At 72.8% G+C, this 22,422-nt stretch carries 17 protein-coding genes and 1 pseudogene; 6 read left to right on the top strand and 12 right to left on the bottom strand.

Translation table 11 applies throughout. The features are described from left to right. Positions 1-216 precede the first annotated feature (216 nt). Positions 217-801 carry a class I SAM-dependent methyltransferase gene (locus tag AB0J67_RS06880; RefSeq protein ID WP_363477166.1) on the bottom strand — a complete coding sequence of 195 codons (585 nt, stop codon included), beginning with the start codon at positions 799-801 and terminating at the stop codon, positions 217-219. 183 nt (positions 802-984) lie between these two features. Beyond that, entirely contained in the window at positions 985-1,503 is a 519-nt protein-coding gene (locus AB0J67_RS06875) for a hypothetical protein (protein WP_363477163.1), read from the bottom strand. A gap of 83 nt (positions 1,504-1,586) precedes the next feature. Here AB0J67_RS06875 and AB0J67_RS06870 point away from each other — a divergent pair, with 83 nt between their 5' ends. Further along, entirely contained in the window at positions 1,587-2,018 is a 432-nt protein-coding gene (locus tag AB0J67_RS06870; RefSeq protein WP_363477160.1) for a MarR family transcriptional regulator, read from the top strand. 6 nt (positions 2,019-2,024) lie between these two features. Here AB0J67_RS06870 and AB0J67_RS06865 read toward each other — a convergent pair whose 3' ends face one another. Then, on the bottom strand, positions 2,025-2,708 hold the full coding sequence (locus tag AB0J67_RS06865) for a hypothetical protein (protein WP_363477157.1): 684 nt from the start codon (positions 2,706-2,708) through the stop codon (positions 2,025-2,027). A gap of 169 nt (positions 2,709-2,877) precedes the next feature. Here AB0J67_RS06865 and AB0J67_RS06860 point away from each other — a divergent pair, with 169 nt between their 5' ends. After that, positions 2,878-3,855: a sigma-70 family RNA polymerase sigma factor gene (locus AB0J67_RS06860; RefSeq protein WP_363477154.1), complete on the top strand. Its 978-nt coding sequence runs from the start codon at positions 2,878-2,880 to the stop codon at positions 3,853-3,855. An 84-nt stretch (positions 3,856-3,939) separates the two neighbouring features. Here the strand turns inward: AB0J67_RS06860 and AB0J67_RS06855 are convergent, their stop codons facing one another. Genes AB0J67_RS06855 through AB0J67_RS06845 form a run of 3 tightly spaced genes read right to left on the bottom strand, consistent with a single transcriptional unit; the run spans position 3,940 to position 7,135 of the window. Next, positions 3,940-4,794 (bottom strand): carbohydrate ABC transporter permease, encoded by an 855-nt coding sequence (locus AB0J67_RS06855; RefSeq protein WP_363477151.1) that lies wholly within the window; start codon positions 4,792-4,794, stop codon positions 3,940-3,942. Further along, positions 4,791-5,897, bottom strand: coding sequence for a sugar ABC transporter permease (locus AB0J67_RS06850; RefSeq protein ID WP_363477148.1), 1,107 nt, complete (start codon positions 5,895-5,897; stop codon positions 4,791-4,793). Before AB0J67_RS06850 ends, AB0J67_RS06855 begins: the two co-directional genes overlap by 4 nt. Continuing rightward, positions 5,894-7,135: an extracellular solute-binding protein gene (locus AB0J67_RS06845; RefSeq protein WP_363477145.1), complete on the bottom strand. Its 1,242-nt coding sequence runs from the start codon at positions 7,133-7,135 to the stop codon at positions 5,894-5,896. Before AB0J67_RS06845 ends, AB0J67_RS06850 begins: the two co-directional genes overlap by 4 nt. 270 nt (positions 7,136-7,405) lie before the next feature. Here AB0J67_RS06845 and AB0J67_RS06840 point away from each other — a divergent pair, with 270 nt between their 5' ends. Then, positions 7,406-8,104, top strand: coding sequence for a M23 family metallopeptidase (locus tag AB0J67_RS06840; protein WP_363477142.1), 699 nt, complete (start codon positions 7,406-7,408; stop codon positions 8,102-8,104). Between the two features lie 405 nt (positions 8,105-8,509). On the opposite strand, the gene AB0J67_RS06835 is transcribed toward AB0J67_RS06840, so the two are convergent. Continuing rightward, the gene (locus tag AB0J67_RS06835; protein WP_363477139.1) at positions 8,510-10,132 is read right to left on the bottom strand and encodes an MFS transporter; all 1,623 of its coding nucleotides are present in this window, start codon (positions 10,130-10,132) and stop codon (positions 8,510-8,512) included. A gap of 399 nt (positions 10,133-10,531) precedes the next feature. Between AB0J67_RS06835 and AB0J67_RS06830 the strand changes: the two genes are divergently transcribed. Then, positions 10,532-10,897 carry a nuclear transport factor 2 family protein gene (locus AB0J67_RS06830; protein ID WP_363477136.1) on the top strand — a complete coding sequence of 122 codons (366 nt, stop codon included), beginning with the start codon at positions 10,532-10,534 and terminating at the stop codon, positions 10,895-10,897. Between the two features lie 54 nt (positions 10,898-10,951). Here AB0J67_RS06830 and AB0J67_RS06825 read toward each other — a convergent pair whose 3' ends face one another. Next, on the bottom strand, positions 10,952-14,083 hold the full coding sequence (locus AB0J67_RS06825; RefSeq protein WP_363477133.1) for a discoidin domain-containing protein: 3,132 nt from the start codon (positions 14,081-14,083) through the stop codon (positions 10,952-10,954). A gap of 254 nt (positions 14,084-14,337) precedes the next feature. On the opposite strand from AB0J67_RS06825, the gene AB0J67_RS06820 reads away from it, so the two are divergent. Continuing rightward, positions 14,338-15,207: a hypothetical protein gene (locus AB0J67_RS06820; RefSeq protein ID WP_363477130.1), complete on the top strand. Its 870-nt coding sequence runs from the start codon at positions 14,338-14,340 to the stop codon at positions 15,205-15,207. A 13-nt stretch (positions 15,208-15,220) separates the two neighbouring features. Here the strand turns inward: AB0J67_RS06820 and AB0J67_RS06815 are convergent. After that, positions 15,221-15,748, bottom strand: a pseudogene (locus AB0J67_RS06815) (RNA-guided endonuclease TnpB family protein); the annotation flags it as partial. Between the two features lie 82 nt (positions 15,749-15,830). On the opposite strand from AB0J67_RS06815, the gene AB0J67_RS06810 reads away from it, so the two are divergent. After that, a complete protein-coding gene (locus tag AB0J67_RS06810; RefSeq protein ID WP_363477127.1) occupies positions 15,831-17,501 on the top strand; it encodes a hypothetical protein in 1,671 nt (556 codons plus the stop codon). 94 nt (positions 17,502-17,595) lie between these two features. Here AB0J67_RS06810 and AB0J67_RS06805 read toward each other — a convergent pair whose 3' ends face one another. The 3 genes from AB0J67_RS06805 to AB0J67_RS06795 form a co-directional block, all read right to left on the bottom strand. Further along, positions 17,596-18,780, bottom strand: a complete 1,185-nt coding sequence (locus tag AB0J67_RS06805; RefSeq protein WP_363477124.1) for a glycosyltransferase — start codon at positions 18,778-18,780, stop codon at positions 17,596-17,598. Next, a complete protein-coding gene (locus AB0J67_RS06800) occupies positions 18,777-19,817 on the bottom strand; it encodes a glycosyltransferase family 2 protein (RefSeq protein WP_363477121.1) in 1,041 nt (346 codons plus the stop codon). Before AB0J67_RS06800 ends, AB0J67_RS06805 begins: the two co-directional genes overlap by 4 nt. Positions 19,818-19,938: 121 nt before the next feature. Then, positions 19,939-22,422 (bottom strand): transglycosylase domain-containing protein (locus tag AB0J67_RS06795; RefSeq protein ID WP_363477118.1); only part of this gene is annotated, 2,484 nt, incomplete at its 5' end.

Genomic DNA, 22,422 nt, shown 5'->3' with positions numbered 1-22,422 from the left:
TCGCCCCGGGCGCTCGGCGGGTTCCAGGAACATCCGACCGGCGACGGTGACGCTCCTCACGCCGACGGCGGCCGCGGTGTGGGGAGGTGGGCTCGGGTTTCGGGGAAATGGCGGCTACGAACCGCGTCGTACCTTCACTTCCGCCGAAACTCCGGCCGAGTCCCGGCACGGAACGCCGCCACCGTGGCCGGGCGGCCACGGTGGCGAGGGGGTGCGTCAGTACAGGCTGCCGGGGCGTGGTGCGGGAGCGGGGGCCAGCGCGGTCGCGGCGGCTCCGGCGCGGCTGAGCCGCACCCAGGTGAACGTCTGCCAGCCGCCGGACGGGGTCCGGTGCTGCTCCAGCTCGGCCTGCTCGACCCGGAAGCCCGGGAACTGCTCGGCGAGCGCCTGCCCGCCGTAGCGGACCGTGGGCAGGCCGGAGCAGGACTCCGGGCCGTCCTCGCCGAACGTCCCGATCACGGCCTGGCCGCGGGGGCCGAGCGCCGCGTCGAGCACCCGCCGGTAGCGGTCGCGGTCGGCGGGGTCGGTGAGGAAGTGGAAGACGGCACGGTCGTGCCAGAAGTCGTACCGGCGCAGCGGCGCCCAGGTGAGCAGGTCCCGGGCCATCCAGTGCGCCGCCATGGCGCGCTCGCCGAGCCGCCTGCGGGCAGCGGCCAGCGCCGCCTCCGACAGGTCGAGCACCGTCACGTCGGTCATGCCGCGGACGAGCAGCTCGTCGACGAGGGTGGCGGCGCCGCCGCCCGCGTCGAGCACGGAGCTGCCGGGTCGCGCTCCGCCGGAGTCCAGCAGCCTCAGCGACATTGCGGGCGTGGGCTGGTACCAGCTGACAGTCTGTGGATCATTTCGTTCGTATACGGCCTGCCAGTGCTCGGCAGTGCCGGAGAGCTGTGGCACGTGATCAGCATCGCACCGCCCCTGGTGGGAGGGCACGACCACTCCTCGCCGGTGGCGTCGGTGAATGTGGTAGAGATCCGTCCGGCCTGTTCACGGCGCGGGCGGCGGCACGGTCAGCAGGGCCCGGCCGACGCCGATCATCCACAGCATGGTCATGGCGATCACCGTGGGGTTCTTGACCCCGATCAGGATCGCCGTGGCCAGCGGGCGGCGCTCCTCGGGCGTCCACAGCGCCACTGCGCCCTCCGGGATGACGTCGAACAGCACGAACGCGATGCCCAGCACGAGGAACTGCAGCAGGAAGTCGCGCATCCGGGCGTCGACGCCCTGGCCGAACAGCTGCCAGCGCTGCCCGACGCTCAGGCCGGCCAGCCCCGCCTCGCTGACCATGATCCGCAGGACCAGGTACACCAGCAGGACCCGGGCGCCCGCGGTCACCACCTCGCCGGCGACGCCGACGGCGGCGGGCAGGCGGTCGGCGTACCGGATGGACAGGAAGCGCTGCACGGTCGGCACCAGGGACAGGCCCAGCACGAGCGGCCAATGGTGCAGGTAGAACCGCAGCGCCCACCGCCCCGCGTCGACCGACAGCTGCCAGAACGAACCCATCACGGCTCCCTTCGCGAAAAATACTTCACAACACTAAACTATTCAGTGTCGTGAAGTAAATGCCCGGCGGTTAGGGTGACCGCGTGAGTGATCTGGGTTGGGAACTCAGCACGGCGAGCGTGCTCTTCCACGAGGCGATCGCCCGCCGGCTCGGGCTCACCGCCATGGAGCACAAGGCGCTCGGCATGATCGTCCGGGGCGGCCCGCTGCCCGCCGGCGCGCTCGCGCCCCAGCTCGGCGTCGGGGCCAGCGCCGTCACCGGCATCGTCGACCGGCTGGTCCGCGCCGGGTACGCCGAGCGCCGCCCCGACCCCGACGACCGCCGCCGGGTGCTGGTCGCCGCCGCGCCGGGCGCCCCGGACCTGAGCGCGATCTTCGGCGAGCTGAGCCGGGACATGGCCGCGCTGCTCGGCCGCTACGACGCCGCGCAGCTCGCGACGATCCAGGACTACGTGGAGCGCACCATCGAGGTGCTGCGCCGGCAGACCGACCGGCTCACCGCCGGCGGCGGCTGAGCGCGCTCAGCGGCACAGCTCCAGCTCCGGCCCCCACGAGTCGAGCACGTCGCCGAACCCGGCGCCGCGCACCGCCGTCTCCAGCTCGGCGAACAGCAGCGACGGCCGGTCGGCCAGCACCGGGATCAGGTGATCCGCCGTCCACGGCGCGGGCAGCGGAAACGTCTCCAGCTCCCAGCGCAGGTACTTGTTGTACGGCCGCACGCGCCCGTACAGGGAGAACAGCGTCCACAGGAACCACGGCGCCGCCTCGATCTCCTCCAGCCGGGCCAGCTCATGGCGGCCGTCGCGGCGGTTCTTCGCGGCGCGGTAGACGAAGTTGACGTACCCGTCCAGCTCCTCGCGCACCCAGGCGTCGCGCTCGGCCGCGTGCAGCGTCGCCTGCGCCGTCACCAGCTCGGCGACCCGGCCGTCGAGCCGGTCCAGCAGCACCCGCGCCCCGCGGTAGGCGTAGCGGCGCCAGCGGTCGGACGTGTCGGCCAGATCCGCCAGCGACGTCGGGATGGTGTCCAGCTCCGGCGTGTGCGTCGTGGCCGTCCAGCCGCCGCCGTACTCGGCGACGACCACGATCACGTCGGCGTCGGAATGGGACGTGGCCATGCCGTCGCGCGCCCGCGAACCGGTCAGCACGATGCCGAGCACGTCCGGGTCGGCCTGCGCGCGGGCCAGCAGCTCCTCGTATGCCGTCACCCCGCCAGTCTGCGTGCGGCGGCAAGCGGTTTAACGACGCCACGGTCACCGGGACGTCGGCGCCGCGCTGACCTTTTCCGGACCGCGCCACGTCTTCCGGTATCCGTCGATCACCTCCACACTCTGTTGTGGAGCGGGCCGGTTCGGCCCCGGAGGGGGACGGGGACAGATGAGCGACGCGCTGAACGCGGTCGTGCGGGAGGTGGACCCGCTGCTGTGGCACGTCGCCCGCGCGCAGGGCCTGGCCCACGGACCCGCGGCCGACGTCGTGCAGACGACGTGGCTCGTGTCCTCCCGTCACCTCGACCCGGCCCTCAGCGCACCCGAGCTGCGGGCGGGGCTGGCCGCCACCGTGCGCCGCGAAGCGTGGCGGCTGCTGCCCGGCCGCCGCGCCGAGGCGGGGTCCGATGCCGGGGAGAACGCCCTGCCCGCGGTGGCCGAGCTGCCCGAGCCGGCGCACGAGCTCGACCGGGCGCTGTGGCGCGTCCTGCCGGGATTGTCGGAGCGGTGCCGCGGGCTGCTGCGGGTCGTGGCGCTGGTCGACCGGTCCGACCATGACGTGATCGCCGAGGCGATGGGCATGCCCCGGGGCAGCGTCGCCCCCACCCTGGACCGCTGCCTGGCCGAGGTGCGCGAGCTGCTGCCCGCGGACGCGGCGCGGGCGGCCGACCCGGACGGGCCGCTCGGCGGACCGGACGCGGCGATCCTCGACGCCTTCGCACGCGTCTGGGCCGTGGCCGACCCGCCGCCCGCCGACCTGGACGCGCGGGTGTCGTTCGCGCTGCGGCTCGACGACCTCGACGTGGAGGCGGCCCGGTCGCGCCACGACGGGCCGGCCGGGTCCGGGGCGGGCGCGGCCGAGCAGGCACGCACCGTCACCTTCGACTGCGACATCCTGAGCCTGATGGTGTCGGTGCTGCCCGGCGACGACGGCGTACGCGTCGACGGCTGGCTGGCGCCGCCCGCCGCGCTGCGGGTCGAGCTGCGCACCGGCGCAGCCGGGCCGGACGGCCGCGACGTGGTGCACGGTGCGGACGCCGACCAGGCGGGCCGCTTCGTGCTCACCGAGGTCCCGTCCGGGCTCGGCCAGCTCCTGGTCTACGGCGCGGGCCTGCGCACCGTGGTGACGCCTGCCATCGTGCTGTGAGAGCCTGCCCCGGCTAGGCCGGGCGCACCGCCGGAACCGGGCGGCCCGGACCCGGCTGGCGGCTGCGGGGCAGGGCCGCCCGGCCTACTCCTTGCTGGCCCCTTCGGCCGCGCCCCGGACGAAGTAGCGCTGGAAGACGATGAAGATGATCGCGACGGGGATGGTGGCCAGCAGCGCGGCGGCGAGCTTCAGTGGATACTGCGTCCCCGCCCCCAGCGAGCCCGCGACCAGGTTCGCGATGCCGCGCGGCAGGGTGTAGAGGTTCGGGTTCTGCACCGCGACGACGGTGTGCGGGAACTCGTTCCACGACGACTGGAACGACAGGATGGTCAGCGTGATCAGGGCCGGCCTGGCCATCGGCAGGATGACCGACCAGTACGTGCGGAACACCCCGGCGCCGTCCATCCGGGCGGCCTCCTCCAGGCTGGGCGGCACGGACAGGAAGAACTGCCGCATGATGAAGACCCCCGCCGCGTCCACGATCAGCGGCAGCACCAGCGCGGAGTAGGTGTCGTAGATGCCGAGGGAGTTGAGGACCAGGAACTTCGGGATCAGCAGCACCACCCCGGGCACGGCCATCACCGCCAGCACCATCGCGGTGACCGCCCCCCGCCCGCGGAAGCGCAGCCGGGCCAGCGCGTATCCGGCCAGCGAGTCCAGGAACACCCGGCCGGCCGTGACGAGCACGGTGACCAGCAGCGAGTTGGCCACCCACAGCGGGAAGCCGGTGCCGCCGAACACGTGCGCGAACGCCTCGGCGGTGAACGGGTCGGGGATCGGCGACAGCGGATGCGCCGCCGCGTCCGGCTCGGTCTTGAACGCGGTGGCGGTCTGGATGACGAACGGGTAGAGGAACACCAGCGCGAACAGGATCAGCACGGCGTAGCTGAGCACCGTGCGCACGCGCGCGCCGGCGCCGCGGCGGGAGCGAGCGGTCATGAGCGGGACCTCCGCCATACCTGCCACCAGCGGCGGCGCGGGGCGGGCACGTCACGATCGCGCATGATCCACCGCTGCAGCAGCGTCATCGTCACGATGATCAGGAACAGCACGAACGAGATCGCCGCGCCGGTGCCGTACTCGAAGTCGGTGAACGCGGTCCGGTAGGACAGGTAGGCGGGGGTGAGCGTGGTGCCGGCCGGGTCGCCCTGGCTCATCACGTAGATCTGGTCGAAGACCTGCCAGGTGCCGATCAGGCCCAGGGTGACCACCAGGAACAGCGCCGGGCGCAGCATCGGCAGGGTGACGTGGCGCAGCCGCTGCCAGGCGGTCGCCCCGTCGACCAGGGCGGCCTCGTCGAGCTGCGGCGGCACGTCCTGCAGGGCGGCCAGGAAGATCAGCATGAAGGTGCCCGCGGTCGTCCAGACCACCAGCATGATGATCGTGGTCATCGCGACGCTCGGCCCGGCCAGCCACTCCCACCAGGACAGCCCGAACAGCCCATGGTCGGCCAGCGCCGCCGGCGGGTGGTCCGGGTCGGCCAGGCCGAGGCCGCCCAGCACCAGGTGGACCAGCCCGCGCGGGTCGGCGAACCAGGCCGGCCCGTCGATGCCCAGGAACGCCAGCAGCGCGTTGACCGCGCCCGAGTTGGCGAACAGGAACAGGAACACCACGCTGATCGCGACCGAGCTGGTGACCGACGGGAAGTAGTACGCGGTGCGGAAGAAGGTCCGGCCGCGCAGCCACCGCTGGTCGACGACCAGGGCCAGGCCGAGCGCGAGCAGCGTCTGCGCGGGCACCGCGACGGCGACGTAGTACAGGTTGTTCCGGATGCTGATCATGAACTGTTCACGGGTCAGCCCCTCCTGCAGGAACAGCGAGGTGTAGTTCGCCGCGCCGACGAACGGCACCCCGGCCGCGAACGGGCTGCCCTGCCCGTCCCAGCCGGTCAGGCTCACCCACAACGCCATCCCGATCGGCAGCAGCAGGAACAGTCCGAGGATCGCGATCATCGGCGCGACGAACAGCCACCCGGCGACGGTCTCGTTCCCCCTTACGCCGCGACTGCGTCGGCGGCTCGCCGCCTGCCCGGTGGCGCTCACCGCGCCAGCGCCGCGGTGGTGTTGCGCTGCAGCCGGCGCAGCAGCGCCGCCGGGTCGGCCACGGCGAGCCGCTGCAGCTGGGAGTCGAAGTCCGAGATGACCCGGTCCATCCGCGGGGCGTTGACCGGGCCGCGGGCGTGGTCGGCGCCAGCCAGGAACGGCGCGTCCGCCGGGAACTCCCGCAGGTAGGCCTCCCGCGCCGAGACGATCGACGGCATGACCCCGTACGCGCGGGCGAAGGCGAGCTGCGCGTCGGCCGTCGTCATCGCCTGCACGAACCGCACCGCCTGCTCCTTGAACCGGCTGCGGGCCGACACGCCCCAGCAGGTGGTGAACGACAGCGTCCCCGGTCCGGCCGGGCCTGCGGGCAGCTCGTGGACGGTGTACCCGATCGCGGGATAGTCGGCGGCCAGCGCGCCCCGGATCCAGTTGCCCTCGATCGTCATCGCGGTCATGCCCCGCCCGAACGCCTCCCCGGCCCAGCCCGTGTCGACCTGCTGCGGATAGCGCGCGAGCCCGTCGCGCAGCAGGCCCTGCACGTACTCCAGCGCCTGCAGGTTCTGCGGGCTGTCCGCGGTGGCCGACTTCCCGTCGGCGCTGACCGGCCAGCCGCCCGCCTGCAGCATGAAGGCCCCGATCCGGTCGAACGTCGAGTCCAGCACCAGCGGCACGATCCCGGCGTCCCTGATCCGCGCGGCGACCTCCCGCAGCCCCGCCCAGTCACGCGGGACGTCGGCCGCGCCCAGCCCGGCCCGCGCCCACAGCTGCTCGTTGACCTGCAGCGCGAGCGTCGCGAAGTCCTTGGGCGCGCAGTAGAACCGGCCGTCGTAGGTGAACGCCTCCCGCAGCGCCGGGTAGAAGTCGCCCGCCGCGGGCAGCCCCTGCGCGTACGGCTCCAGCGCGCCGACCGAGGCGTAGTCGGCGAAGCGGGCCGCGTCGACGTAGAACACGTCCGGCGGCGCGCTGCCCGCCAGCGCCTGGCCGAGCTGCTGCTCGATGTCCTGCGCGGGGATGACGGTGACGGTGTCGCCGCTGGCCGCCGCGTACCGCTGCGCCGCGTCGGTGACCGCGCGGGTCTCGGCGGCGCCGGACGAGCTGATGAGCACCTGCAGCGTCGCCGGGCCGGTCTGCTGCGGGACCGGGCCGCCGCCGAAGCCCTCCCCGCAGGCGGCCAGCGCCAGCACCAGCGCCGCGGCGGCAACGGCCCGCCCGACCACGACGGCGGCACGCCGCGTCACGGCGGCGGTGACGCTCCGGCACCGCCCACGCGGCCCGCCGGTGCGTCCAGGTCCTCGATCACAACATGCGCAACGAGGGCATACCGCCTGTGTCACGCCTACGGGGGGCCTGCGACGGAAATGACTTTCGGTGAACTTGTGTCCGATTTGCGTACCGGATCAGCAGCGAAGACAACGCTGCGTCAGCAAACTGTCACCCCTTATGGTTTGTGGCCACGTCTTCGGGTTCGCTACCTTGTCTCTTGCCCCTTGACAGATACGGAGCGTCGCGTGCAGTACCGGCCAGAGGTTTCCAAGGAAGGCGATAGATATCGCGGCAGGCGTCGCGCGGCGGCACCGTCCCGCCGTCGGTACGCCGCAGTCCTTGCCACCGCTGCCGCCGGCGCGGGCGTGGTCGCGCTCGGCGCGGGAGCGACCGTCGACGACGCGAAGACCGATCCGGTCGTAGAGGTCGCCGCGGGCACGGTGCTCGACGCCCGCGCCCAGGCCGCCGACCGTGCCGACCGTGCCGAGCGCACGATGGACTCCTCGGTCAGCGAGACCGCGGTCAACGCGTGGGTGCTGCCGATGCACGACTACGACATCATCGACCGGCACGCGGTGCGGTCGAGCCTGCTCGCCAAGGGGCTGGACCTGGGCGGCCTGCCCGAGGGCACCCCGTTCATGTCGGTGCACGGCGGCACCGTGATCCAGGCCGGCTGGAACGGCGCCTTCGGCAACTCCATCACCGTCGACCACGGCGAGGGCGTCAAGACCGTGTACGCGCACTCCAGCGCGGTGCTTGTCAAGGTCGGCCAGAAGGTCGCCGCCGGCGAGCCCATCGGCCTGCTCGGCAACACCGGCTACGCCTACGGCACCCACCTGCACCTCGAGGTGTACGTCGACGGGGTCGTGCAGAACCCGATGACCTGGTTCCAGGCCAAGGGCATCGACTTCGACCTCGAGATCGAGGCGGCCCCGCCCGCCTGATCCCTTCTCCGCGATCGCCGGCTCTGCGGGCCGGCTCCGGCTCGACGACCGCACCTCGCTGATGGCTCGCGAGGGAGATCGTCCTGGCGGTCGACGCCGCTTGGGCGGCCTCGCGGAGGGCTGACTCATCCGAGGCGGCGGCGATCGACCCGAAGGCGCTGGGAGAGTGGCTCGCCGGGGTCCAGGAGCAGAGCATGCGGTCGATGTTTCGCATCACCGGAATGCCCAGCCGCCAGAGCCGCAGCCAGATCGGCTGAACGACCAGGGACGGCTCGCATGCGGATGTTCGCTCGACGGCCATGCACACACAAGTGATGGACGGCATGGAGTTCTATCTACGACGGTGAATCGGTGCACGTCGTGGTCGACAACGAGGGCCACGGCGAGATCCGCGGATAGCGCCGTTCAGTCCGCCAGGTCGGTGTCGTCCGGCTGACGGTCCGGGATGCGGCGGGCGACGAACAGGGCCACCAGCGCGAGTATGGCCAGCAGGGCCAGCGCGGCGCGCAGCCCGTCGAGCCGGGCCTGCTCGTTCTCCGCGACGATCGCATCGGCCTGCTGCTGGTCGACTCCCGCGGCGGCCAGCGACTGCGACAGCTGCGCGTCCGACACGAACGGCACCCCGGCGGCCAGCTGCACCTGTGCCTGCTCGAACACGGCGTCGGGCACGGCGGGGTTGTCCCGGACACCGGTCAGGAACGACGTCGTCAGCTGCGAGATCAGCACCGCACCGGCCAGTGCCGTGCCGATCGAGGCGCCCAGGTTGGTGATCGTGTTCTGCAGCCCGCCGACCTCGGCGCTCTGCTCATCGGGCACGGCCGAGACGGTGACGGCCCCCAGTTGCGACGCCAGCGCCCCGATGCCCAGCCCGGCCAGCAGCATCGGCACGGTGACGATCTCCGGACCGGCGCCCAGTTCCAGCGCCGCGGCCAGCACGACCAGGCCGACGAGCAGCGACAGGAAGCCGAATCGCACCACGCGGCGCGGGGAAGCCCGGGGCAGGAACCGGGGGATGCCGACCGCCGCCACGAGCAGCGACACCGACAGCGGCAGGATGCGTACGCCGGTGTCGACGGCGGACAGGCCCAGCGCGACTGACAGGAACAGCGGCACGGTGAAGAACAGGCCCGCCTGCAGCAGGTACTGGAAGCCGAACGCGGTCAGGCCGCCGCGCAGGCGCCGGTTGTCCAGCATGGCGGGGTCGATCAGCACCGGCTGCCCGCGGTCGCGGCGGCGGCGTTCCCGGCCCAGGAACCCCAGCAGCACCAGGCCGCCCGCGATGACCAGCCACAGCACCGGCGACAGACCGAACCAGACGGGGCCGCCCGGCTTCGGGTTGACGAACCCCCACGCCCCGGCGCGCAGGATGCCGTAGACGACCAGGACCAGGCCCAGGGCGGACAGCCCGGTGCCGCCGAGGTCCAGGCGGGTGCCCGGGACGGGCGGCGGGGCGGCCATCCGCCGGGTGAGCGCGAGGATGCCGAGCACCACCACGACCTCCCCGGCGAACACCCAGCGCCAGGAGGCGTACGTGGTCAGCGCCCCGCCGATGAGCGGCCCGACCGCCACCGCGATCGCGCCGGACGCGGCGACCAGCCCGTACGCGCGCGGCCGTGCGGAGCGGTCGAAGTTCGACGCGACCAGCGCCACGATCGCGGGCAGGATCAGGGCCGCGCCGACGCCCTCCAGCACCGACCAGCCGAGCAGGAGCACGGCGAGGTTCGGGGCCAGCGAGGTGAGCAGGGACCCGGCGCCGTAGATCACGCAGCCCAGCGCGAACGCGCGCTGGTAGCCCATGATCTGGCCCAGCTTGCCGCCGGTGATCATCAGCGCCGCCATGACCAGCGTGTACATCGTGATCGCGCTCTGGATGCCGGTGACGTCGGTGCCGACGTCGGCCGCCACCGTCGCGATCGACACGTTCATCACCGAGCTGTCCAGCGTCATCAGGAACTGCCCCGCGGCGAGCGTGGGCAGCACGACCCCGGAGGTGGCGACGGCGGTGCCGCCGGCCGCGCCGCTGCTCATGGCCACCTCCTGTCACCCGGTCAGGTTGTCAGCGTCGCGCACCGTCCGGGGCGCCGGTGCCGGTCCCCGGATCTCGCCCCGCACGACGGCACAACGCCCACCACACCCACCGCGAAACGGCCACCAGCCGAGCGATGATCGCCGCTTCCGGTCAGGAGCTGTGGTCTGACTGCACTTCCTGACCAGAAACGGCGATCATCACCCACCGCGTGCCCGCGCACCGCGAAGTGGGACGGTGCGGGATGTCGAGGCGGGCCGGTTGGCTCCGTCCACGTGGGGGAGGGCCGTCCAGGCCCTTCCGGCGTGCACCGGCGTCGAGTCGACCGGTGTGGCGGCCCGGCGGGTGCCGGGTCGTCCGGATACGTTGAGCCCGGCCGGGCTCGACGGGATGGAGAACGGATGTCGGAGAACAAACGGACGGTCGAGCGTTACCTGGACGGGTTCCGCAAGAACGACCACGCGCAGATCCTGTCGTGCCTGACCGACGACATCGAGTGGACCGTGTACGGCGCGTTCCACCTGACCGGCAAGCAGGCCTACGACGAGGCGATCGACGGTGAGGGGTTCATCCAGCCGCCGACGCTGGACGTGGTCCGCATGGTCGAGCAGGACGACGTGGTCATGGCCGAGCTGACCGGCTCGGCCACGCGCGTCGACGGCTCGGTGATGCGCATGTCCATGGCGGAGGTGTTCGTGATGCGCGGCGGGCTGATCGCCGAGCGCCGCGCGTGGGTGATCCCGCTGACGGAGAACGACTTCCGCTGACCCGCCGTGGCCGGGCGGCCGACCCGGGGAAGGGGCCGGCCGCCCGGTGCGGTGTCACCAGCCGGTGCGCCCGGCTCCGTACGGGTACAGCGGGTTGCCGTACGTCGTCGGCACCGGCTGTCCGGCGTCGATCCGGGCCCGGATCTCGTTGCGCTGGGCGGTGGTGGCGCCCAGGTCGTAGGGCAGGTCCCAGGCCTCGGTCGCGTCGGCGAGCACGTCGCTGCCGCCGGGCCGGAGCACGTCGGACAGGTTGCGGGGCAGCTGCCAGGGCAGCTTGCCGCTCGGCGTGTAGTCGCCGAACAGCAGGCTCGCCAGGGCGGGCCCCATCTCCTCGCCGCCGCGGTAGGTGACCACGGTGGCGGCGGCCAGGCCGTCCCATTCGGTGATCACGTACGGGCGCGGCATCACCAGCACGACCACCACCGGGATGTTCTGGTTGCGGAAGTTCTGGATGATCGCGAGCTGGTCCGGCGGCAGGTAGGGCTGCTCCTTGACCCAGTTCGTGCCGTGGGTGTAGGAACCCTCGCCGACCGCGACGACGGCCAGCTTCGGCGCGGGCCCGGAGTCCTGGTACACGTTGACCCCGGCGGTGGCCGCCCTGGCGCGGATCGCGTCGATGATGTTCTTCGACCCGTACTCCTGGTGGAAGTAGCTGGTCCAGATGCAGCAGGCCAGCGCGTCCGCGGCGCGCGGGCCGGCCACGACGATGTTGTCGCCCGCATTGAGCCGCAGGGGCAGCACGCCGTTGTTCTTCAGCAGCGTCATCGCCTCGCGGGACGCCTGGTTCGCCAGCTTCGTGTACGCGGGCTGGTGCATCCGGTACTGCCCGTTGACCGGGTCGCCGTACGGGGCCTCGAAGATGCCGAGCTGGAACTTCAGCCGCAGCACGCGGCGGACCGCGTCGTCGATGCGGGCCGCGGGCACCCCGGCGGTGAAGGTCGCCATCGAGTAGCCGGGTGCGCCCGGGTCGGCGCCGCCCATCACGTCCGAGCCGGCCTTGGCCGCGCCGACCCACGAGCCCGACGGCAGCCAGTCCGTGGTGATCAGGCCGGTGAAGCCCAGGTTGTTGCGCAGGTACGCCAGGATCGGCGCGCTGTCGCCCGCACCCGGACCGCCCGGGTCCAGGAACGAGCTGCCCGCGTACCCCGGCATGATGTTGACCGCGCCGGCCTCCAGCGCCGCCCGGAACGGGATCATGTGGTACTTGATGGTGACCGCGTCGTACACGATCAGCGCCTCGCCGCCCGCGCCCTCGCCGGGCCAGTGCTTGACCGTGGCCAGCACCGACTGCGGGTTGAGCTCCGGACCACCCTGCAGGCCCGCTACCAGCGCTCGGACCTGGGCGGCGGCGACGTCGGCGTTCTCGCCGTTGCCCTCCTGGATGCGCGGGTAGATCACCTTCGTGCCGACCTCGGCGAGTGGGCCGAGCACGCCGCGGGTGCCCACTTCGAGCTGCTCGCGGCGCTGCATGTCACCGAGCTTGTACTGCAGCGGGTAATTGCGTCCCGCGGCCAGCGCGCTCTGCGTCGGGTAGGTGGTCTTGTACCCGTGGATGGTGTCGCCCGCGGACACGAACGGGATGCCGAGGCGGCTGGCCGCCGACGACAGCAGGAAGGCGTGCAGGTCCGGGCCCTCGGCGGGGCCGAAGTGCCAGCCCGAGCGGTTGAACGCCTGGGCGTTGTAGAACATCTGGTACGCCTTCTCCTCCAGCGTCATGCGCCCGAGGAGGTCGTTGACCCGCGCCTCGACCGGCTGGCGCCAGTCCTCGTACGGCTCGATGGCGCCGTTCTTGTTCAGGTCGCGGCTGCCGTTGACGATGTTGATCCCGTCGGCGACGGTCTCCAGCACCGGCAGGTAGACGCTGAACCGCCGGATGTTCGACACCGAGATGGTGCCGCCGGAGCCGTTGACCGCGACGACGTACCACTTGTAGGTCCACCGGTCGGAGATGTCCCAGGTGGGGGTGTAGGTGGTGCCGGTGGGCTCGGCGACCTTGGTGTACAGGTCGATGAGGTTGCCCGACTGGGTGAAGTCGTAGTCGGTGCGGCTGATGTTGATCCAGACCTGGTAGCGGGCGGCGCCGCCGACCGCGTTCCAGCTCAGCGCGGGCCGCCGGGTGCTGGTGATCATCGCCGCGTCGGCGGGACCGGTCAGCTGGAACTGGCCGGTGGCCGCCGGGGCCCGGGTCGGGCCGGACAGCAGCGGCGGGGTGTTCGCCGAGGTGTTGACCGTGCCGAACACCTGCAGCTCCCACAGCGAGTAGCCGTAGCCGGTGGCCCGCTGCGTGCCGTAGAGGCGCAGGTAGCGGCCGCTGCCGCCGACGTTCAGCGTCTGCACGCCACCGTTGCCGGTGGTCGTCGAGTAGATGCTGGTCCAGTTCACCGCGTCGTTGGACGTCTCGATCCGGAAGGCGCGGGCGAACGCCGACTCCCAGTTGAGCACGACCCTGCTGACGGTGGCCGTGCCCTCGAAGTCGATCCGGATCCACTGCGGGTCGCTGAACTGGCTGGACCACCGGGTGGTGGTGCGCCCGTCCAGGGCCGCGGCGGGGGCGTTGCCGCCCTCGTACGACGACGCCTCGACCTTCCTGAACTCCGAGATCGGCGTGCCGCCCGGGTCCGGGCCGGGGCTCGGGCTGGTGCTGGGGCTCGCGCTGGGGCTGGGCTGGCCGCCGATGGTGCCGAAGACCTGGAACTCCCACAGCGAGTAGCCGTAGCCGTTGGCGCGCGTGGTGCCGTACATGCGCACGTAGCGGCCGCTGCCGGTGACGGCGAGGGTCTGCGTGCCGCCGGGGCCGGTGGTGGTGGAGTAGATGTTGGTCCAGCTGTTCCCGTCGGGTGAGACCTGGATCTGGAAGGCGGTCGCGTACGCCGCCTCCCAGACGAGCCTGATCTGGTCGATCGCGGCGGTCGCGCCGAGGTCGACGCGGATCCACTGCGGGTCGGCGAAGGTGCTGGACCAGCGGGTGCCGGGGTCGCCGTCGACGGCGGCGGCGGCCGGGGTGCCCGCGCCCTCGATCGAGGACGCGAGCACCGGCTTGCCCTGCGAGATGAGCGGACCGGCGGCCTGCGCCGGGGTGGTGGCCGTCAGGGACTGTGCGAGCAGTACCAGGGCGGCGGTGAGGGACGCCGCCAGCGCGGCCCGGACGTGCCGGGGCCGTCTGGCGACGGGGGGTCTGCGGAACATGGCTGCTCCTGTCGAGAAACGGGACGGGACAGGACGCGGCGCGGGGGGACGGCCACGCGCCGTTTCCTGTTTGGAGAGCGCTCTCCAAAGCAGCTTCATCGAGCGGAGGCGATTAGTCAACCCGGTGGGTCCACCGTGGCCCGCCGGCCCAGGATTCGGCTGCCCGACATCGACCGGAACCCGCCGCTTCACCTGCCGTTAACCATGTTCCGCCGCAGGTCAGAACGTGTTTGGGTGTGCTTAGACTGTGCCGCGTGCACCCCTCGAACCACTACTACGGGCACGCCCACGTGCTCGCCCGCTACTGCGGCCTCGACGAGCGCGACCCCCCGCGCCTGCACGGATACCTGCAGCACGGGTGGAACATCGGCGACGGGCTCGCGCCCGACCATCCGTACCTGCCCGGCATCCCGTCCTTCCTGTGGTCCGAGCGCACCCGCCGCCGTGCCTGGTCGGTGGGCCGCCGCCAGGTGTACGCGATCGGCGCGCCATGGGCGTACCTGCTGCGCTTGCAGCCCGAACCGGCCGGGCAGCGGCGCGAGGGCACCATCTGGTACCCGTTCCACGGCTGGGAGGGCCAGCACGTGCTCGGCGACCACGAGCGGCTCATCGCCCAGATCAGGGCGACCGAGCCCGGCCCCGTGACGGTCTGCCTCTACTGGCAGGAGTACCAGTCGCGGCGCATGCGCCGCCGCTACGAGCGGGCGGGCTTCCGGGTGATCTGCCACGGCTTCCGCGGCGCCTGGTGGGAGGGCGCCGACCCGCGCTTCCTCGACCGGCAGCTCGCCGAGCTGCGCCGGCATCGGCGGGTGGCGTCCAACCGGCTGAGCACCGCGGTCTTCTACGGCACCCTCGCCGGGTGCGAACCGGCCGTGTACGGCGACCCGATGCAGCTCGAACGGGAGCAGCCGCACTTCGGCGGGCAGCCCCGCATCCGCCGCGACTGGCCCGAGCTGCACGGCGAGCAGGTCGACCTGCCCGCGGCACGGGCCGTCGCCGCCGCCGAGCTGGGCGCCGACCTGCTGCTCGACCCGGCCGAGCTGCGCCGGCTGTTCGGCTGGCCCAACCCGTTCCAGCAGCCCTACCCCGAAGACGCGGCACTGCTCGAGGAGATCAGGCGTTGACATCCTCCCCGCCCTAAGGGATGGGGATTCCCTTGGTCGCCCTCGGGTGTTCCTGTTTCGTCGACGACTGCCCCGTCCGAGAGGTTCCTCGTTGAGGTCTTACATCGTCTCCGCAGGCTGTCACCGCCAGTCCGGCGGCCAGGAGGTTGCGGGCCGCGTTGACGTCGCGGTCGTGGACGCTGCCGCATCGGCAGGTCCACTCCCGCACGTCCAGCGGCATCTTCGCAGCGAGCGCGCCGCAGGTGGAGCAGAGTCTGGTCGAGGGGAACCAGCGGTCCACGACGATCAGGTCCCGGCCGTACCAGGCGGCCTTGTACTCCAGCATGCTGCGCAGCTGCCGCCAGGACGCGTCGCTGATCGCGCGGGCCAGGGCGTGGTTGGTGACCATGTTGCGTACGGCCAGGTCCTCGATCACGATCGCTTGGTTCTCGCGAACGAGCCGAGTGGTCAGCTGGTGCAGGTGGTCACGCCGCCGGTCGGCGATCCGGGCATGGATCCGGGCGACCTTGGTTCGGGCCTTGGTCCGGTCCGCCTCGACGGCGGATCGGCTTTGCCTGCCCTGCTCCGCAGGAGTTCCGTTTCCTCACCGGCCTCAAGGCCGGAGTATCCACGGAAGGAATCTGATGAACGTACCGCTCACCGGCGGCGAGATGCTGGTCTGGTCCGACCTGGACGGCACGCACGGGCCGGGACCGGCGCGTGGGAACGCGCTCTCCCAACTGCTCGCGTCCACCGGCGGCCGGACGCTCGTCGCCGGGCCGCACGACCCGGCGCTGCTCGACGCGCTGCCGTCCGCCGAGGTCACGGTGCTGGTGCGCGGCGTTCCCGACGCGCAGGCCCTGGCCACCCGGTACGCCGACCGGGCCGGCGTCAGCGTGTGCTGCGGCGGCCTGGACAAGCTCGCCGGGCAGCGGCCGTTCGACACGGTGGTCGCGCTCGACGGGCTGGACCGGCTCGCCTCCGCCGAAGCCGCGCAGCCGACCTGGGGTGAGGCGTTCGCGACGCTGACCGCCGCGCTGGCACCCGGCGGGCTGCTGCTGCTCGGGATGGAGAACCACCTGGGCCTGCACCGCATCGTGGCGCTGCCGGCCGAGCCGACGGACGCGGCCTGGACCGAGGGCGCCGAGCACGACCCCAGCCGTCCCGCGGGCCTGGCCCGGGTGCGGGCCCGGCTGGCGGCGGCCGGGCTGGCGGTGGGGCGCGCGTATGCCGCATACCCGTCCCCGGTCGCGCCCGCCGTGCTGCTCGACGCCCCGCTGCTGGCCGACGAGGAACACCTCGGCTTCCTGCAGGCCATGCTCGGACAGGCTCACGCGCCGGTAGCGGCGCTCACCGACCCGGTCCGGCTGTCGGCCGAGGCCGTGCGGCACGGCACCGCCGCCGAGCTCGCCCCGGGATGGGTCTTCGCAGCCCGCCGTGCCGCGGCCCCACCCGATGGCGACGAGTGGGCGACCCCGGCCGGGTCGGCGGTGTCGCCGGGTAATGACGGGCGGGCGGCCTCGGACGGGTCGGCGGTGTCGCCGGGTGGTGACAGGTGGACGGCCTCGGACGGAGCGGCAGCCTCGCCGGGTCGGGACGAGTCGGTGGCATCGTCCGGTCCCGACGGGATCGTCGCCGTGGGCGCGAGCGGCAGTGTCGTGCTGCACCGCGACCCGGCGGGCGGGTGGACCCGGCGTCGCAGCGGCACCGCGCAGGTCGAGCAGGTGCCCGCCGGGCGGACCCTGCTGGACCTGATGCTGGGCGCGTGCCTGCGCCGGGACCTGCCTCGCCTGCGCGAGCTGCTGCAAGCCTGGCAGGGCGGCCGGGCCGCGGGCGTGCCCGCCGACCAGGTCGTCGCGGTGCCGGGCGGCGAGCTCGTCGCCCTCGCGCCCGCCGGCACGCCGGACGCGGCGCTGCACCGGCTCGCGGCGGCGTTCCTGCACGCGGGCACGGCCCACCTGTGGCCGTCCCCGGTCTCGCCCGGCGAGCTGGCGCTGACCCTGGCCACCATGGCCGGGCGGGAGCTCGATCCCGCCGACCCGCCCGCCGGGGCGGACTGGCCGGACGAGCCCGCCCACCGCGAGCTGCTGGCCGAGCGCGACCGGCTGGCGGGGGAGCTGGCCGCGGCCCGCGCGAAGGTGTGGTGGTACGAGCAGATGCTGACCTCGCGGGAGGACTCGCTCAAGCGCGCCCAGCGCATCATCACCCTGCTCACCGGCAAGGGCCCGGCCCGCGCCGGCAAGGCGCTGGTCGGCGGGGCCAAGGCGGCGAAGCGCACCGCCCGCGCGGTGGTCCGCGGCATCCAGTCCCGCTAGGACACCCGCCCGCCCGCTGGGACATCCGGCCCGGTCGTGGCGGCGCGGGCGGCTGAGCGAAGGTCCGTTCCCGGCCGTGGGAACGGGCCTTCGATCAGGAAGCCGGTCGCGCGGGTTCGCGGCTGGCGAGCTGCGCGTAGAGCTCCTCCAGCAGCATGGTCTGCCTGGCGAGGTCGAACCGCTGCACCACGTGGCGGCGCGCCTGCCGGCCCATGCGCTCGCGCAGCTCGTCGTCGGCCAGCAGTCGCCCGATGTGGGCGGCCAGGGCCTCCCGGTCGCCCTCGGCGCACAGCAGGCCCGTCTCGCCGTGCACCACGGCCTCCGGGATGCCGCTGTGGTACGTGGAGACCGTCGGCACCCGCATCGCCGCCGCCTCCAGGATCGTCGTCGGCAGGCCCTCGGTGTCGCCGTCGGGTGCCGTCCGCGACGGCGAGACGAAGATCCGCGACTGCGCCATGTACCCGCTCACCGCGGCGGGATGCAACGCGCCGAGAAAGGTCGCGTCGACGCCCAGCGCGGCGGCGCGCTCGCGCAGCACGGCCTCCAGCGGCCCCGAGCCGATGAGCAGCACCCGCGGCCGCGAGCCGAGCAGGGCCACGGCCTCCAGCAGGTCGTCGACGCCCTTCTTGGCCACGAACCGTCCGACGAACAGCACGTCCCACTGCTTGTCCTGCTCGCGCGGGGCGGGCGGGATCGGCACGCCGGTGTGGTGCACCCGCACCTTGGCCGGGTCGGCGCCCAGCGCGATGGCCCGGCCGCGGATGAACTCCGACACGGCGATGACGACCGCCGCCCGGTCGAACGCCTGGCGCAGGTTGCGCCGGTAGCGCGCGCCGCGCGCGCCGGGGCTGGCCGGCTGGCGGGTGACGTCGTGCCCGTGCACCGTGACGACCAGCGGCACGCCCAGCCGCGCCGCCGAGTCGCTGATCAGCCAGCCGTCGCCGCCGAAGTGCGCGTGCACCACCGCCGGGCGCAGCCGCCGCAGCAGGGCCTGGACGCGCGGCGAGCGGCCGGTCAGCCGCAGCCGCAGGAACGCCGCGCGCCCGCGCGGCCCGTCCGGGTACGCGACCACGTCGTCGGCCGCGGCCAGCGGCGAGGCGATCCGGGTCGCGCCCAGGAAGACGGGCCGCCACCGGGTCAGCGCCGTGCCGTGGTTGCGGATGAAGGTCTCCGAGCCGGACAGCAGCCCGCTGCGCCAGATCACCACCACGCCGCCTGCGGGGTCCGGCGTCGACCCGGCGGGAGCGTCCGCCTGCGGCCCGGCCGGGACGGTGCTCACGGGCGGTGCTCGCCGACCCGCTCGGGCGCGGCGGCCGTGCGCGGCGCGGGCACGTGCGCGGCGGCGCGGGAGGTCGCGGGCGCGGCGGCAGCGGGGCGGGCGGTCCGGCCGCGGCCGAGCAGCCGGTCGCGCAGGATCGCCCGCAGCCGCGGCGGGATCAGCCAGATCTGCAGGTACGTCACGTAGTCGATGAGGCCGGGCCGGCCGTGCCGGCGGGCCTCGGCGAGCACCGTGCAGAAGACCTTCGGGCTGTGCGTCGTCGCCGCCATCGAGCTGACCACGCTCATCGCCAGCGCCGCGTAGGCCCGCTTCGTCAGCAGCGGCCGGCTGCGGCGCAGCCACTCCAGCTGGTTCTGCCACGGGGCCTGGAAGCTCACCCGGGGCCGGTCCTCGTCGGTGTACCAGAGCACCAGCGGCTGCTCGGCGACGATCAGGTCGACGTCGTCGTGGCCGAGCGCCCGCAGCGTCCAGTCCAGCTCGTGCAGGCGGCGCAGGCCGACCTGGAACGGCACCCGCCGCCACAGCTCGGTCGGCGCGAGGATGGTCGACGTCTGCACGAAGCCCTCGCCGTGGAACAGGCCGCGCCGGACGGTGAGGTACTCGCTGCGCGGCTCGCCGTCGGCGGGCAGCCGGCGGGGCATCACCAGCTCGGCGCGCGGGGTCCGGTTGATCAGCCGGCTGGCCACGATCGGCGACGCGACGTGCGCGGACCGCGCGAGCCCGAGCTGGACGGCGATCTTCTCGGGCAGCCACTCGTCGTCGTCGTCGAGCAGGGCCGTCCACTCGGCCCGCGCCGCGCCGATGCCGGCGTTGCGGGCAGCCTGTGCGCCGCCCTGCTCGGCGAGCGGGATGACCCGCAGGCGGGTGTCGTCGATGGCCGCGAGCGCGGTCTCGGTCGCCGGGTCCGGGCCGTCGATCACCACGATGACCTCGATGTTCTCGTGGCTCTGCGCCAGCGCGCTGCGCACGGCGCGGGTCACCAGGTCGGGCCGGGAGAAGGTCGGGATGACCACGCTGACATCAGGTGTAGGGGACACGGCGGGACGCTATGGGCCGGACACGACCTCACGGTGAATGTGAGAAGACCGCCAGCGGTACACCTGAGCTGCGGTGGAACCCCCTGCTCACCCCGCGTTCACCGAGGGACCGGCCGCGGCGTCAGTCGTCGGCGTCGAGGATGTCGTCCAGCACCGAGGGAAGCGGCTTCGGCGGCGGCTGCGGGCCGTGCCCGCCACCGGGCGGCGTCGCCGACGGGCCGACGACGACCGCGGGCCCGGTGGTCGGGCACTGCTTCTTCTTCGCGCAGTCATCGTCGTCGTCGTCCTTCGGCGACGGCTTGACCCCGTCGCCGACGCCCTCGGACTCGCCGAGCTTGCCGCCGGTGCCGTTGGCCAGCGGCTCGGGCGCGAGCTTCATCCCGGTGTGCGCGGCGTTCATGAAGCCCTGCCAGATGTCGGCGGGCAGGCCGACGCTGGTGATGTTGCCGCCGCCCAGCTTGGCGGGCCGGTAGATCGGGTCGGAGGCGTTCTTCACGTTGCCGACCCAGATGGCCGAGGCGATCTGCGGGGTGTACCCGACGGTCCAGACGTTGGAGTGGGCGTTCTCCTTGACCTTGCTCTCCCAGGTGCCGGTCTTCGCGGCGGCCTGGCGGCCGGTGAGCGGGTGGTAGTAGTAGCCGGGCATCGTCTTGAGCACGCCGGTGACCTCATCGGCGACCTCCGCCCGGATGCGCCGCTCGGCCTGGATGACCTCACCGGCGTGCGGCACCAGCCGGTACCTGCCGGTCGCCTCGTCCTTCTTCTCGACCTTGATCACGAAGTGCGGCTTGTAGTAGATGCCGTGGTTGGCGAAGGTGGCCATGCCGGAGGCGTGGTCCAGCACCGTGATCGGGTACTGCCCGAAACCGACCTGGTAGTCGAACGAGGCGCGGCTGATGTCGGCGGCCGGATCGTCGAGGTGTCGCGCCTTGCCGTCGCTCAGCGCCCACATCGTGTTGACGCCGGCCGCGTGCGCCATCTTGACGACCTTCTCAGGGCCGACCTTCTTCGCGATCTTGAAGAACGGCACGTTCAGCGACATCCGGGTGACGTCCTTGAGCGTGCAGTTGCGCTTGCACTTGAGCTTGCCCGGGTCGCGCCCGGCGTTCTCCACCTCGTACGGGCACAGCTTCAGCTTGTCGCAGTTCTTGTTCTTGCCGGTGGCGACGATCGGGGTCGGGTCCCACGTGGACTTGAGGGAGATGCCCGCGTCGATCGCGGCGGCCAGCGTGTACACCTTGAACGACGACGCCGGCGGGTGGCCGCCGTCCTCCCACTCGGTGCCCTCATTGATCTTGCCGGCGTAGTCGATGCCGGTGCCGTCGGAGCCGCCGTAGTAGGCCAGCACCCGCCCGGTCTTCGGGTCGATCGCCACCCCCGCCGCGATCACGTTCTTGGGGTACCCGTTGATCTTCGTGCCCTTGACGTCGATCGCCTTGTCGACGTCGTTCACGCAGGTCTTCTTGTCGCCCTTGCCGGTGCAGCTCTGCTTCCACTCGAAGCTGCGGAACAGCTGCGCCTCCAGCGCCTTCTGCGCCTTGGCGTTGATCGTCGTGGTGATCCGGTAGCCCTTGTTGCGCCAGTCGGTGATGCCCCAGGCCGCCATCTCGCGGTCGACGTACTTCTGGATCACGAAACCGGTGCCGGTGCCCTGCACGCCGGTCTCGCCGGAGCTGGCCGAATACCTGCGCAGGGACTTTCCGGGGAACGCCATCGCCGCGCGCTGCTGCGCGCCGAGCCGGCCCATCTCGACCATGTTGTCGAGGACGTAGTTCCACCGCACCTTGGCCGCCTCGGGGTTGAAGTGCGGGTCGAAGCCCTTGGTGCCGTCGCGCTCGTTGGGCTCGGGCTGCTTGAGTACCGCACCCAGCAGCGCGGCCTCCTCGACCGTCAGCTTGTCGGCCGGCTTGCCGAAGTACGCCTTCGCCGCCGCGCCGACACCGCTCGAGCCCCGCCCGAACCACACCGTGTTGACGTAGAAGCCGAGGATCTCGTCCTTGGTGTGCTCCTGCTCCAGCCGACGCGCCATGACCGCCTCGCGCAGCTTGCGGGCATAGCTGACCTCCAGGTCCTTGGCCGCGTTGCGCGCGTACTGCTGGGTGATCGTCGAGGCGCCCTGGGTCTCGCCGCCGGTCAGGTTGTTCCAGGCGGCACGGGCGATGCCCCACAGGTCGATGCCGCTGTGGTCGAAGAAGTTCTTGTCCTCGCCCGCGATCAGCGCCGCCTTCACCTCGTCGGACAGCGTGGACACGGCGACGATCTGGCGGTTCTCGCCGCCCAGCTTGGCGATCTGCTCGCCGTCGGCGGAGTAGACGAAGGTGTTCTCGTTCTCGCTGAAGTCGGCGGGCTCGGGCACCGAGTCGTAGAAGTAGGTGCCGCCGATGAGGGCGCCGCCGAGCAGCATGACCACGATCGCCGTCGAGGCCAGCACGATGCTGCGCCACTTGCGGCGGCCGGCCTTGCCGCTGCTCCCAGGCCCGACCGCGGCCGGCTCGTCGGCAGGGTCGACGGCGTCGCGCACGACGGGCCGCACGGCCGCCCGGCCCGTGACGCGGCCCGGGACGGACCTGCCGCCCCCCACCGCGCCGTGGGGGGCGGCGCGGTG

This window comes from Catellatospora sp. NPDC049609, assembly GCF_040675365.1.
Lineage (GTDB): Bacteria > Actinomycetota > Actinomycetes > Mycobacteriales > Micromonosporaceae > Catellatospora.
Note: the sequence above shows the minus strand (reverse complement) of the source record. Positions and strands in the feature narration are given on the sequence as shown.

What these genes read in the sequence shown, in the direction of transcription:
- AB0J67_RS06875 (WP_363477163.1), bottom strand. Translation starts at nt 1,503, where the DNA reads ATGGGTTCGTTCTGGCAGCTGTCGGTCGACGCGGGGCGGTGGGCGCTG.
- AB0J67_RS06880 (WP_363477166.1), bottom strand. Translation starts at nt 801, where the DNA reads ATGTCGCTGAGGCTGCTGGACTCCGGCGGAGCGCGACCCGGCAGCTCC.
- AB0J67_RS06855 (WP_363477151.1), bottom strand. Translation starts at nt 4,794, where the DNA reads ATGACCGCTCGCTCCCGCCGCGGCGCCGGCGCGCGCGTGCGCACGGTG.
- AB0J67_RS06835 (WP_363477139.1), bottom strand. Translation starts at nt 10,132, where the DNA reads ATGAGCAGCGGCGCGGCCGGCGGCACCGCCGTCGCCACCTCCGGGGTC.
- AB0J67_RS06830 (WP_363477136.1), top strand. Translation starts at nt 10,532, where the DNA reads ATGTCGGAGAACAAACGGACGGTCGAGCGTTACCTGGACGGGTTCCGC.
- AB0J67_RS06825 (WP_363477133.1), bottom strand. Translation starts at nt 14,083, where the DNA reads ATGTTCCGCAGACCCCCCGTCGCCAGACGGCCCCGGCACGTCCGGGCC.
- AB0J67_RS06860 (WP_363477154.1), top strand. Translation starts at nt 2,878, where the DNA reads ATGAGCGACGCGCTGAACGCGGTCGTGCGGGAGGTGGACCCGCTGCTG.
- AB0J67_RS06810 (WP_363477127.1), top strand. Translation starts at nt 15,831, where the DNA reads ATGAACGTACCGCTCACCGGCGGCGAGATGCTGGTCTGGTCCGACCTG.